General features: G+C 64.6%; 13 protein-coding genes. 3 read left to right on the top strand and 10 right to left on the bottom strand.

Going from position 1 to position 12,860, the window contains the following annotated elements:
* Positions 1-34: 34 nt before the first annotated feature.
* Positions 35-460: a hypothetical protein gene (locus tag LB569_RS13800; protein WP_224692818.1), complete on the bottom strand. Its 426-nt coding sequence runs from the start codon at positions 458-460 to the stop codon at positions 35-37.
* A gap of 224 nt (positions 461-684) precedes the next feature.
* Here LB569_RS13800 and LB569_RS13795 point away from each other — a divergent pair, with 224 nt between their 5' ends.
* The gene (locus LB569_RS13795; protein WP_224692817.1) at positions 685-2,106 is read left to right on the top strand and encodes a coniferyl aldehyde dehydrogenase; all 1,422 of its coding nucleotides are present in this window, start codon (positions 685-687) and stop codon (positions 2,104-2,106) included.
* A gap of 184 nt (positions 2,107-2,290) precedes the next feature.
* Positions 2,291-3,313, top strand: coding sequence for a glycosyltransferase family 9 protein (locus LB569_RS13790; protein WP_224692816.1), 1,023 nt, complete (start codon positions 2,291-2,293; stop codon positions 3,311-3,313).
* Positions 3,314-3,489: 176 nt separating this feature from the next.
* Here LB569_RS13790 and LB569_RS13785 read toward each other — a convergent pair whose 3' ends face one another.
* The 8 genes from LB569_RS13785 to uxaC form a co-directional block, all read right to left on the bottom strand.
* The gene (locus LB569_RS13785) at positions 3,490-3,828 is read right to left on the bottom strand and encodes a cupin domain-containing protein (protein WP_140702539.1); all 339 of its coding nucleotides are present in this window, start codon (positions 3,826-3,828) and stop codon (positions 3,490-3,492) included.
* Between the two features lie 10 nt (positions 3,829-3,838).
* On the bottom strand, positions 3,839-4,603 hold the full coding sequence (gene kduD / locus LB569_RS13780) for a 2-dehydro-3-deoxy-D-gluconate 5-dehydrogenase KduD (protein ID WP_224692815.1): 765 nt from the start codon (positions 4,601-4,603) through the stop codon (positions 3,839-3,841).
* Positions 4,600-5,451: a 5-dehydro-4-deoxy-D-glucuronate isomerase gene (kduI, locus tag LB569_RS13775; RefSeq protein ID WP_224692814.1), complete on the bottom strand. Its 852-nt coding sequence runs from the start codon at positions 5,449-5,451 to the stop codon at positions 4,600-4,602. The genes kduD and kduI overlap by 4 nt, the downstream gene beginning before the upstream one ends.
* Positions 5,452-5,474: 23 nt before the next feature.
* The gene (locus tag LB569_RS13770; RefSeq protein ID WP_224692813.1) at positions 5,475-6,248 is read right to left on the bottom strand and encodes a FadR/GntR family transcriptional regulator; all 774 of its coding nucleotides are present in this window, start codon (positions 6,246-6,248) and stop codon (positions 5,475-5,477) included.
* 11 nt (positions 6,249-6,259) lie between these two features.
* Positions 6,260-7,540 (bottom strand): TRAP transporter large permease, encoded by a 1,281-nt coding sequence (locus tag LB569_RS13765; RefSeq protein ID WP_224692812.1) that lies wholly within the window; start codon positions 7,538-7,540, stop codon positions 6,260-6,262.
* A 3-nt stretch (positions 7,541-7,543) separates the two neighbouring features.
* Positions 7,544-8,068 carry a TRAP transporter small permease gene (locus tag LB569_RS13760; protein ID WP_224537811.1) on the bottom strand — a complete coding sequence of 175 codons (525 nt, stop codon included), beginning with the start codon at positions 8,066-8,068 and terminating at the stop codon, positions 7,544-7,546.
* Between the two features lie 62 nt (positions 8,069-8,130).
* On the bottom strand, positions 8,131-9,108 hold the full coding sequence (locus tag LB569_RS13755) for a TRAP transporter substrate-binding protein (RefSeq protein ID WP_140702549.1): 978 nt from the start codon (positions 9,106-9,108) through the stop codon (positions 8,131-8,133).
* Positions 9,109-9,141: 33 nt separating this feature from the next.
* Positions 9,142-10,602, bottom strand: a complete 1,461-nt coding sequence (uxaC, locus tag LB569_RS13750) for a glucuronate isomerase (RefSeq protein ID WP_224692811.1) — start codon at positions 10,600-10,602, stop codon at positions 9,142-9,144.
* A gap of 131 nt (positions 10,603-10,733) precedes the next feature.
* Here uxaC and LB569_RS13745 point away from each other — a divergent pair, with 131 nt between their 5' ends.
* On the top strand, positions 10,734-12,242 hold the full coding sequence (locus LB569_RS13745; RefSeq protein ID WP_224692810.1) for a mannitol dehydrogenase family protein: 1,509 nt from the start codon (positions 10,734-10,736) through the stop codon (positions 12,240-12,242).
* 100 nt (positions 12,243-12,342) lie between these two features.
* Here LB569_RS13745 and LB569_RS13740 read toward each other — a convergent pair whose 3' ends face one another.
* A complete protein-coding gene (locus LB569_RS13740; RefSeq protein WP_224692809.1) occupies positions 12,343-12,750 on the bottom strand; it encodes a F0F1 ATP synthase subunit epsilon in 408 nt (135 codons plus the stop codon).
* Positions 12,751-12,860: the final 110 nt, after the last annotated feature.

Here is a 12,860-nt window from a genome sequence, read left to right as displayed (position 1 = left end):
CACAACAGCCCTTTCATGCCGTCGGCCGTTGCTGTCACTCGCCGCTGTTGCCTTGCTCCAACTCGTCATAATAGCGCTGGGCAGCCTTGCCCTTCTCCAATCGGTAGGTCTCCGACCGGCGATCGAATTCGGCGTTGAGAACCTTCGACAGCTGCAACCCATAAAAGCAATAGCCGGTAAGGCCCGCCAACAGCAGGACAAACAGGCCCATCGGTGACAGGCCATCCGTTAGCATCAGGATGCCAATGATAGCTTCGAGCAGCATGGCGAGAGCTGCCATGACCGTCAGGAAAATCTTCGCCGGCCTCGACCCTTTCAGGAAGTAGTAGGCGCCCACCACATAGGCCACACCCGAGGCGGAACTTACAATATTCGGCGAATGTCCAAAGGCCAGCAGGACGGTCGCGGACAGGATGCCCAGCGCGCCGGTTGCGAAGAAAAAGCCGGCCACCGCCAGCATGTGGTGTTTTCCGCTCATTCCAACCCCTTGTTGTCGAGACCTTGCCCGTCCACATTGCAGCATACAACCAAGGATTGCACAAGACCCTACCCACAAACGCCCACAAATCGCGGAAGCGACTTTCTGGAACACCCGGCGCCTTCCGCTGCGGCACACGCACCCCTGATGGATTCCTCCGCACCGCGATGTAAGCTTGTCCCCGCCGACACGCCAGGGAGGGCACGATGCTGCAGGCTAGACAGGATGTGCTTGGCGAGCGTTTCCGGCTGCAGCGCGCCGCCTTCGAGAAGCAGCCCTTTCCCGACCTCGGCCTGAGGAAGGACCGCCTCAAGCGCCTGCTGGCGCTGACCGAGCGGCACGAGACTGAAATCTGCGCCGCGATCGACGCCGACTTCGGCGGCCGCTCGGCGCACGAGACGCGGCTCGCGGAACTGTTCGTCGTGCGCGCCGGCATTCGCCACACACTGCCCCATCTGAAAGGCTGGATGCGGGAGCGTCGCGTCGCCACCACCTTGCCGTTCCTGCCGGGCAGGAACCGCCTCTTGCCGCAGCCGCTTGGGGTGGTCGGCATCGTGTCGCCCTGGAATTATCCCTTTCAGCTCGCCGTCGCGCCGGTCACGGCAGCGCTCGCCGCCGGCAATCGCGTGCTCGTCAAGCCTTCCGAACTGACGCCGGCTTTCTCCGAGCTGCTGGCCAGACTGGCCGGCGAGCATTTCGCTCCGGATGAGTTGAGCGTCATCACCGGCGATGCCGAAATGGGCAAGGCCTTCGTGTCGATGCCGTTCGATCATCTGCTGTTCACCGGTTCGACCGCGGTCGGCCGCCAGGTCGCGATCGCCGCCGCCGCCAACCTGACCCCGGTCACGCTCGAACTCGGCGGCAAGTCGCCGGCAATCCTCGACCCCTCCTGCGATCTCGACGCGGCAACAGCCAGCGTCGCCTATGGCAAGCTGTTGAATGCCGGGCAGACCTGCATCGCGCCGGACTATCTGCTGGTGCCCAAGGGACAGGCGGGCATGGTCGCAACCAAGCTCGCAACCGCGATGGCGCGGCTCTACCCCACCCTGCGCGACAACCCCGACTACACCGCCATCATCAGCGACCGGCACTTTCAGCGACTGCGCGCCATGATCGCGGAAGCCCGCGACGCCGGCGCCGATGTCACCGAAATCAATCCGGCGGGCGAGAATTTCGGCACCGCGGGCCGGAAGCTTGCGCCGACCTTGGTCGCGAACGCCGGCGCGGACCTGCGGCTGATGCGCGAAGAGATCTTCGGCCCGGTGCTGCCGATCGTCGAATACGCCACGCTGGACGACGCCATCGACCATGTAAACCGGGCCGACCGGCCGCTGGCGCTCTACTGGTTCGGGCGCGACAGTGCCAACCGCCAGCGCATCCTGCGCGAGACCGCCGCCGGCGGCGTCACCATCAATGACTGCATGCTGCATCTGGTGCAGGAGAACCAGCCCTTCGGCGGCGTCGGCGCCTCAGGCATGGGTGCCTATCACGGCGAATGGGGATTCCGGACCTTCAGCAAGGAGAAGCCGGTTTTCCTGCAGTCGCGCTTGAGCGCCGGAGCCCTTCTGCGCCCGCCCTATGGCAAGACGTTCGAAAGGCTTTTCGGCCTGCTCAGGCGCATCACCTGACCATTGTCGCGGCTTCGATGCCGGACCGACGAGGCGTGCCACGGCGATATCTGTTGGTGCCGCCCGTTTTATTACGTTCGGCGCATATTCGCTCTGGATTAAGCCGGGATTTGCTGTCTTCTTGCAAAAGCCTCTGGACGCCTGTTGTCCTCTTGAAATCAGACCGAACGGATCCGCCCTGGCCATGGATTTGCCCGCGCCGCTGCTGATTTTCTACGTCCGCAACGACGCTCTCGGCGACGGGTTGCTGAGGATACCGGCGTTGCGGGCGGCAAGAACGGCCTTTCCGCAAAGCCGGATCGTCTATGGCAGCATGCACAGATCATCGCTCACCGGCGTGCTGCGCAGACATGCGGCACCCCTGGTTGATGATTTCAGGACGATTGTGCCGCTTTCCACCATCCTGGCCGAGTTTGCACGGCCCGGCAGGCCAATGACCGTCGTCGATTTCCGCACCGGCGTGCCTGCCCTGATCGTGGCCAAACTACAGCTCCTCGCGCGTGGTGTTCGTTACGAACCCAACTTTGCCGGTCACCTTCTGTCGTCGCACTGGGGCGCCAGATGGACCTTGCGGCCGGAGCACAATGCCTGGCGCTACCACAGGCTGATCGAACGCCTGGCCGGCCGGCACCTGCCGTTCGACCACAGGCTGGAGGTTTCACAGGCTGCCCGCGTTCTGGCAGGCCAGATCCGCGGTGCGGACCAACGCCCGCTCATCCTGCTGGGCGGCAATTCCAAGGGCAGCAACAAGATGATGAGCGACGCCCAGGTCGCCGCCATTGCCACAAACCTCATCGAGGCCGGCTACCAGGTGCTGTATCTGGTCACCCCAGGCAACGGACCGACGCCGCAAAGCCTGGCCGCAAGGGAAAGCCGGCTGGTGACGATCGGTCCGGACCTTGGGCTCGATGTCGAGGCGTTCGGCGACCTGCTGCTGGCGCTGGGCGAGATCGCCGACGCCTATGTCGGCATGGAAGGCGGTCTGGGCCACCTCTTCGCCACGGTGATGACGCCGACGGTCATCATCAACCACGGAGCCAACATCGAACGGTGGCGGCCGCTGTCGAACAGGGTCGAGGTGGTGACCGCTCCAAGGCGCGGACGATCGGCCAATATTTCCGACACGCCGGTCGAGGCCATCCTCGAGGCCACGCATCGCTTGCTGGCCACCAGCCGCCGCGACCACCCGGAGCCGGCGGCGCATTAGGTTTATATTCACCATGATCCGGCAGGTTTCCGGTCCTGCGGTGATGTTTTGAGTACCGCGGCGCCATTGGCGCCCAGGCAACAGACCCGCGCTTCTTGCGAGGCGCGGGTTTTTCATTTTCGGAAGTGGCCGCGACCGGCCCTATCTCTTTGCTTTCACGCTTTTCCTGGAATTGCTCAGGCAAGAAAATCGGCGCGGTGCGGCGTAAAACTGTCGACCAGCCTTCCCGCCTCCAGCGCCTTGACGCCGTGCACCAGGCCGGACGGCACGATGAAACTGCCGCCGGTCTCCAGGATTTCGGTCCGGCCGTCTATGGTCACCTCGAAGCGGCCTTCGGCGACGTAGCTTGCCTGGACGTGCGGGTGCGAATGCAGCGCGCCGACGCCTCCCTTGTCGAAGCCGAACTCGACCATCATCAGTTCGTCGGTGGACAGCAGCACGCGCCGGCGATTGCCGTCCGCGGTCGGCGTCCAGGCACCCTCGCCGGCCTGCGCGAAAATCTTCGGCTCGCTCATTGTCGTCTCCTCACCGCGCCAGCCAGCCGCCGTCCACCGGCACCACCGCGCCATGCATGTAGTTCGAGGCCGGCGCCAGCAGGAAGACGGCGGCATCGCCAATGTCCCCCGGCTCGCCCCAGCGTCCGGCGGGAATCCGCCCCAGGATAGCAGCACTGCGGTCGGGGTCGGCGCGCAGCGCCTGTGTGTTGTTGGTCTCGATATAGCCCGGCGCGATGCCGTTGACGTTGATGCCTTTGGCCGCCCACTCGCAGGCGAGCAACCGGGTGATGCCGAGCACGCCATGCTTGGACGCCGTATAGGACGCGACGCGGATGCCGCCCTGGAAACTCAGCACCGAGGCGATGTTGACGATCTTGCCTTGGCGCCCGTCGGCAAGGACGCGCCGGGCAAAGGACTGGCTGAGCAGGAAGACCGCCTTCAAATTGACGTCGATGACATCGTCCCAATCGGTCTCCGTCAGGTCGACGGCATCGGCGCGCCGGATGATGCCGGCATTGTTGACCAGCCCGTCAAGCGGCCCGCTGTCTTGCCAGACCCGGTCAAGCATCGGCCCCGCGGCGCCCGTGTCCGCGAGGTCGGCGGCCACGGCCTCGAACCGTCCACCGGTCTCGGAAACCTTTTCCGCCGTCTCAGCCATCGATGAACGACCGACGCCGATCACCGCGCCGCCGGCGCGCGCGATCGACACCGCGATGCCCTGGCCGATGCCGGTGTTGGCGCCGGTGACCAGGATGCGCTTGCCGGCCAGGCTGAACGCTGTGAGGTCGCTCACCGCAGGTCCTCCATCGACACCGGATCGACATCGGTATAGTCGACATTGTCGCCGGCCATCGCCCAGACGAAGGCGTAGTTGGAAGTGCCGGCGCCTGAATGGATCGACCAGCCTGGCGACAGCACGGCCTCCTCGTTGCGCATGACGATATGGCGCGTCTCGTCGGGCTCGCCCATGAAGTGGAAGACGCGCGCCGCCTCGGGCAGGTCGAAATAGAGATAGGCCTCCATGCGCCGGTCGTGCACATGGCACGGCATGGTGTTCCAGATAGAACCCGGCGCCAGCTGCGTCATGCCGACGACGAGCTGGCAGGTCTTTGTTCCCCCGGCATGGATGAACTGGAAGATCGAACGCTCATTGCAGGCCTCCTTGCTGCCGAGATCGAGGCGCTTGGCGTCATCGAGGCGTATCAGCCGGCTGGGATGGGCCTGATGCGCCGGTGCGCTGAGCAGGTAGAACTTGGCCGGGTCGTCTTTGTCGGCCGAAGCGAATGACACATCGCTGGCGCCCATGCCGAGATAGAGCATGTCGCGCGCCCGCAGGTCGAAAGACTGGCCGCCGGCTTCGATCGTGCCGGTGCCGCCGATATTGACGGCGATGAGTTCGCGCCGGTCGAGAAACCCTTTGGTACCGGTCGGCTTGATCGCTTCCAACGGCAATGCCGTGGCCACCGGCACGGCACCGCCGACGATCATGCGATCATAGTGCGTGTAGGTCAGGCTGATGCGGCCGGACCGAAAGAGGTCCTCGATATGAAAATTATGGCGCAGTTCGTCCGTCCCCATGGCGGCGGCCGCGACCGGATCGATGGCGAAGCGCGATGTGTAGTCGGTGTGGTTCTGGCTCATCTCTAATCCTGGCTTCCGGTGGATCATTCGCCGGCGGCGGCCGTGCTCGAACTGGCGTAATAGGCCTGCCGCGCCTGCAGGCGCTCGCGGTAGCGCCGTTGGCTGGCGCCGAGATGGGCGCGCATCGCTTCGCGCGCGGCCTCGGCATCGCCCGCCGAGATCGCGTTCAGGATCACCAGATGCTCGCGTTGCAGCCCGCGCTGATAATCGTCGGATTGCACCAGTTCCGTCGACCAGGGCGAGGTCACGTCGCACGGAATGGCGCGCCGTCCGAGCACGTCGAGCATCTCGACATAGAACGGATTGTTGGTGGCGCTGGCGATGGCGCGATGGAAGGCGAGGTCGGCCGGTCCTGTCGGCTGGCTGTCGAGCAGCAGCCGCTCGAACTCGAAGAAGGCTTCCTGGATGGCCGCCTCCTGCGCGGCGTTGCGGCGGATGGCGGCGAGTCCGGCCGATTCGATCTCGATCGCCAGCCGCACCTCGAGCACGTTGAGCGCGACGGAATCCTTGGCTCCCATGTCGGCGGCCAGCGTCCCGAACATGGTCGAGACGTGCTCGGTGACGAAGACGCCGGCACCCTGCCGCGGCTCGACAAGCCCGTCGGCGGCAAGCTTGACCAGCGCCTCGCGGATGACGGTACGGCTGACGCCGAAGGTTTCGGTCAACTGGCCCTCGGTCGGCAATTTGTGGCCGGGCGGGATCTCGCCAGCCTGCAACTGCCTGCGGATCGCCGCCACGACGGTTTCCGACAGTTTGGGTTTTCTCTCGACCCTGAGATCGGTTGCGGTATCGGACATGTGGCGATCTCCTAATGGAACAGGCTCGGCAGCCACAATGAGATTTCCGGAATGTAGGTGACAAGCATCAGCACCGCGAAGGCGGCGCCATAGAATGGCCAGATCGAGCGCATCGCCGTCCAGATCGGAATGCGGCCGATGGCGCAGCTGACGAACAGGACCGCGCCAACTGGTGGCGTGCAAAGGCCGATGCCGAGATTGAGGATGAGGATCACGCCGAAATGCACGGGGTCGACGCCATAGGCCATGACGACAGGCAGGAAGATCGGCGTCGTGATGATGATCAGCGGCGACATGTCCATGAATGTGCCCAGAATGAGCAACACGATGTTGATCAACAGCAGGATCACCAGCTTGTTGTCGGACACCGATTGCAGGAAGGCGACCAGCGCCGCCGGCACCCTGAGATAGGCGAGCAGCCAGCCGAAGGCGGCCGCGCAGCCGATGATCATCAGCACCATGGCTGTGGTCCGCACCGAGGCCGTCGTCGCGGCGACGAAGTCGCCCCAGCTCATCGAGCGGTGGATGACCAGGGTCACCAGGAAGGCGTAGACGATGGCGATGCAGGAGCTCTCGGTCGCGGTGAAGACGCCGGACCTGACGCCACCGAAGATGATGGCGATCAGGACAAGGCCGGGAATGGCGGCGACAAGCAGCTGCAGGGCCCGGCCGAAGCCAGCGAAAGGTTCTGTCGGATAGCCTCGGCGGCTGGCGACCCAATAAGCCGTTATCATCAGCGACAGCGCCAGCAGCAGACCCGGCAGCACGCCAGCCGTGAACAGGTCGGCGATCGAGATACGGCCGCCGGCCGAAATCGAGTAGATGATCATGTTGTGGGACGGTGGAATGAGAAGGGCGATGATGGCGCCGACAGACGTGATGTTGACGGCATAGTCGACGCCGTAGCCGCGCGCCTTCATTTGCGGGATCATCAGCCCGCCGACCGCCGACGCATCCGCCACCGCCGAGCCGGAAATACCGCCGAACATGGTCGACGCAGCGATGTTGACCTGCCCCAGGCCGCCGCGCAAATGGCCGACCAGGGAGCCTGCCAGCGCGACCAGCCGCGCGGCGATGCCGCCGCGCACCATCAGGTCACCGGCGAAGATGAAGAAGGGGATGGCCATCAGCGAAAAAACGCTGACGCCGGAATTGAGCCGCTGGAACACCACGACGGGCGGCAGGCCGAGCGTGAGGATCGTCGCGAAGCTGGCGACGCCGAGGCAGAACGCGATCGGCGTGCCGATGAGCAAGAGGAACACGAAGGTGCCGAAGAGGACGGTCAGCGCCATGGTTCAGACCTCCTCGCCGGTTGCATGGATGTCGGCGTCGACGGGCAGGCCGGCAAAGCGCCCGGCCAGTCGTTCCAGCGAAAACAGGCAGACCAGCGCGCCGCCGAGGATGACCGGCAGGAAGCTGACGCCGCCCGGCAAAGCCAGCGAAGGCATCACCGTGTTCCAGGTCAGCCTGGCCAGCTGCACGCCATAGACGATCATGCCGGCGCCGAAGGCCAGCACGACGAGATCGGAGATGCTGCGCAGCACCGCCTTGGCTGAAACAGGCAGGACGTAGAGCAGCACGTCGAAGCCCAGATGCGTGCGCTCGCGCACGCCGACGGCGGCCCCCAGGAAGATGAACCAGCCCATCAGCAGCACCGAGAAGGATTCGGTCCAGCTCGGCGAGCGGTTCAGCACATAGCGCGAAAAGACCTGCCAGAAGATGATGATCGTCATCAGCGTCAGCCCCGCGCCGCTGACCCAAAGAGCCAGCCGGGCAATCCCTGACAGAATGCGCTCCGCACCCAGCCAGAACCCTCGCATGGCCGGCTCGCGCGCGGGCAGCGCGGAGGTCTCCGCACTGCCTGGTCCGTTGCCCCTGGCGTTCATTTCTCGGCCTGTATCCGCGCGGCAAGGTCCTTCAGCTCGGGCGTCGACAGGTATTTGTCGTAGACCGGCTTCATCGCGTCGATCAGCGGCTGCTTGTCGATCTCGCTGACCTTGACGCCCGCGGCTTCGACGATGCCGCGCGACTTCTTCTCCTGCGCGTCCCAGAGTTCGCGCATCTTGACGACGCTGTCCTTGGCCGCCTGGCGCACGATCGCCTGGTCCTCCGGCGAAAGCTTGTCCCAGCTTGCCTTCGACATGACCAGCACTTCCGGCACGATCTGGTGTTCGTCCATCGTGTAATGCTTGGCGACTTCGTAGTGCTTGGCGGATTCGAAACTCGGCCAGTTGTTTTCGGCGCCGTCGATAACGCCGGTCTGCAGCGCCGAATAGACTTCACCATAGGCCATCGGCGTGGCGTTGGCGCCAAGCGCATTGACCATGTCGACGAACACGTCGGACTGGATGACGCGGAACTTCATGCCTTTCATGTCCGCCATCGAGGTGATGTCCTTCTTGGTGTTGTAGAAGGACCGGGCGCCGGAATCGTAGAAGGCGAGACCGACGAGGTCATGCGCCTCGAACGCCTTCAGGATCTGATCGCCGACTGGCCCGTCCATGACGTGGCGCATGTGCTCGACCGAACGGAACATGTAGGGCAGCGACGGCACCGCGGTTTCCGGCACGATGCCGTTGAACGGTCCCATCGAGACACGGTCGAGGTCGATGACGCCGGCCTGGGTCTGCTCGATCGTGTCCTTTTCCTCGCCGAGCTGTGCCGAGTGATAGACCTCGATCGAATAGCGGCCGGCGGTGCGCTGCTTGATCAGGTCGCCCATGTACTTGACCGCCTCCACGGTCGGGTAGCCGTCCGGATGGGTATCCGAGGATCGCAGCACGGTCTCGGCGTTGGCGATGCCGATCAGCAGCGAGCCGAAGGCGAATGTGGCTGCCGTCAATTTCGAAAAATGCAACATGACTTCCTCCCTTTGAAAATCGGAGCGTCCGGCTCAGAGCCGGTACGCCGTCTTGGCAAGCGTGTAGGCAAGCTCCTTCGCGAGTTCATGCGCCTCGTCCTCGCGCAGCCTGTGCTCGGCGACGAGGCGCGCCAGGAACGCGCAGTCGACCCGCCGCGCCAAATCGTGACGGGCGGGGATCGAGGGAAAGGCGCGGGTGTCGTCGTTGAAGCCGACCGTGTTGTAGAAGCCGGCGGTCTCGGTCGTCATCTCGCGGAAACGGCGCATCCCTTCCGGGCTGTCGTGGAACCACCAGGCCGGCCCGAGCTTCAGCGCCGGGTAGACGCCGGCCAGCGGCGCCAACTCGCGCGCGTAACTGCTCTCGTCGAGCGTGAAGAGAATGACAGTCAGATCGCGCTCCAGCCCGACGCAGTCGAGCAGCGGTTTCAGCGCCGTCACATAGTCGGTTCGGGTCGGGATATCGAAGCCCTTGTCCCTGCCGAATTTCTGGAAAATTCCAGGCGAATGATTGCGCCAGGAGCCGGGGTGGATTTGCAGCACCAGCCCGTCGTCCCGGCTCATCTTGGCCATTTCGGTCAGCATCTGGGCGCGAAACAGCTTTCGTTCGCGCTCGTCCTGCGAGCCGGCGCGGATCCGGTTGAACAGCTCCTGCGCCGCCGCGTCCGAAAGATTGGCGGTCTCGGCTGTCGGATGGCCATGGTCGGAGGACGTCGCGCCGAAGCTCTTGAAGAAGGCGCGGCGCTGGCGATGCGCGTCGAGATAGCCGGCCCAGCTCCCGGTGTCGCAGCCAGTGATCTCGCCGAGCCGATCGAGATTGGCAAAAAACCCTTCGAAATCGGGATCGACGACGGCGTCCGGCCGGTAGGCGGTGACGACGCGGCCTTGCCAGCCGCTGTCGCGGATCATCTTGTGCCATTTGAGGTCGTCGAGCGCGCCTTCGGTCGTCGCGATGACCTCGATATTGAAGCGCTCGAACAACGCGCGGGGGCGGAAGTTCTCCCACTGCAGCAGCGTCGCGATCGTGTCGTAGTGACGGTCGGCGGTTGCGGCCGTCAGGGGCTCTTCGATGTTGAACAGATGCGCAAGCACATGGTCCAGCCACAGCCGGGTCGGCGTGCCACGGAAGAGATGATAGTGTCCGGCGAACAGCCGCCAGATCGCCCTGCCGTCGGTCGCGACGGGCGCACCATCGAGCGTCGGCACGCCGAGATCCTCAAGCCGCACGCCCTGGCTGAACAGCATGCGGAAAATATAGTGGTCCGGCACGATGAGCAGTTGCGCCGGATTGGGGAACGGCTCGTTCAGCGCATACCAGCGCGGGTCGGTATGGCCGTGCGGGCTGACGATGGGCAGGTCCTTGATGCCGGCGTAGAGATCGCGGGCGATCGAGAGCGGACGCGCCTCGGCTGGAAACAGCAAATCCGCATTGGTCAGTGCCACGGCCGTCCTCCCAGGGTCCCTATCGGTATGGCCGGCCAGAAATAATGTCAACATACAACAATGGGATTGTTGTATGATGACTTTTGAGCAAAGCTGAGCATTGTGACCAAACGCCGCCAATGTTACGCCGCTAGCGGTCCGCCCAGAGACCATCAGCCCGTTCACGAGATGAGTGCCGCAATCCGATGACAGACGGTCGCCTTTCCAACCGCACGGCGCAGGCATTGCCGGCCGGGGTCGCAGCACCTCGATACGATCGTGGCGCCGTCACGCCGGGGATTGTGCATCTGGGCGTCGGCGCCTTTCATCGCGCCCACCAGGCTGCTTACATCGATGAATGCCTGGCCGCCGGCGAGATGGGCTGGGGCATAACAGGCGTGTCGCTGCGCAGCGCCGATACGCGCGACGCGTTGGCGCCGCAGGATGGGCTCTACGCCCTGGCGGTACGCGGCAGCGACGGCGAGACGCTGCATGTCATCGGCTCGATCGGCGCGATGCTGGTGGCGCCGGAAGACCCGGCCGCGGTGCTGGCGGTGCTGACCGATCCGCGCACCCGCATCGTGACGCTGACGATCACCGAGAAGGCCTATCTGCGGGCCGCCGGCGGCGGGCTGGACGCGGCGCATCCCGACATCGTCCACGACCTCGCCAATCCGCAAACACCGAAGACGGCCCATGGCTTTCTGACCGAAGCGCTCGCCCGCAGGCTGGCCGCCGGCACCCCGCCCTTTACCGTGCTGTGTTGCGACAACCTGCCGGCTAACGGCGCCACCTTGCACAGGCTGCTGATCGAATTCGCCACACTGCGCGACGCCAACCCTGGTTCGGCGGGCAAGGCCGGAATCGCCGGCCACATTGCCGGCCAGGTCGCATTTCCCTCGAGCATGGTCGACCGCATCGTGCCGGCCACGACCGACGCCGACCGGGCGCGGATATCAGGCGAACTTGGCGTCGAGGACGCCTGGCCCGTGATGACGGAACCCTTCCGCCAATGGGTGATCGAGGACGATTTCCCGGCCGGCCGGCCGGCCTGGGAGAAATTCGGCGTCACCATGGTCGGCGATGTCGCGCCCTTCGAGGACATGAAGCTGAGGCTCCTCAACGGCGCGCATTCGGGCATCGCCTATCTCGGCCTGCTCAGCGGCCACGCCACCGTCGACAGCGCCTTCGCCGATCCGGCTATCAGGCGCTTCGTTAACGCATTATGGGCCGAGGCCATACCGACGCTGCCCGAGGATGCCGGGCTCGACACATCGGCCTACACGGCCGAACTTGCCGAGCGTTTTTCGAACACGGCACTTGCCCATCGCACGGCGCAGATCGCCAATGACGGCAGCCAGAAACTGCCGCAGCGTATCATCGCCTCCGCCATCGAATGCCTCGAGGCCGGTACCGAGTTCGTGCACCTGACGCTGGTGGTGGCCGCCTGGATCGCCGCCTGCGCGGCGCGGGGAAAGACATTGCCGGAAGGCCACTTCACCGATCCGCTCGATACGAGCCTGACGGCACTTTTGAGCCAGCAATTGCCGGCGAACGAAACCGTGACGGCGGTGTTCGACCTGGCCGGCTTCGCCAGGGACCACGCCGAACGCCAGACGCTGATCGAACTCGTGGCCGTGCATCTCGTCCACCTCAGGCGGGATGGCACGACCTTGGCCTTCGCCGCGCTCGGCATCGAAGCCGAAGGCGCGTAGGGCGGATCTGGCACATCGCCGCTGCCTGAACTCTCTCGCCACCCGACAAACAAAAAAGCGGGGCAATGCCCCGCTTTCATCAAGTCATCCAATGCAAGTCTCAGGCCGGCAGGATCGCCCCTTCCAGCGTGGTGAGCTGGCTAAGGAACTGTTCCGCTTTGCTGCGCGACTGATCGTCCTTGGCATCGGCGGCATCTTCCTTGGCTTCCTGAATACGGCGCGCCAGATCGGCACGGTCGACATCCTTCACCGCGACAGCCGATTCCGCCAGCAGCGTGCAGCCGGCCGGGACGATGTCGGCGAAGCCGCCGAACACGACATAGCGTTCCTCGCTCCCCGAGGCGCTCTTCACCGTGACGACGCCCGGCTTGATCGTGGTCATGACCGGCGCGTGATGAGCCATGACGGTCATCTCGCCTTCGGCGCCCGGGATGACGACGGATTCGACCTCGGCGGAAACCAGCAGGCGCTCCGGCGAGACCAGTTCGAACTTGAAAGCTTCAGCCATATCAACTTAGCAGGTAGGGAATAGTGAGTAGTCAGTAGCGAAGGGGTGCAAAGGCCCCTGTCACATCTGCTATTCTCTACTCACCACTCGCTACTCCCTATTCGCTTGAA

The sequence above is a fragment of the Mesorhizobium sp. BH1-1-4 genome, assembly GCF_020165665.1.
Lineage (GTDB): Bacteria > Pseudomonadota > Alphaproteobacteria > Rhizobiales > Rhizobiaceae > Mesorhizobium.
Note: the sequence above shows the minus strand (reverse complement) of the source record. Positions and strands in the feature narration are given on the sequence as shown.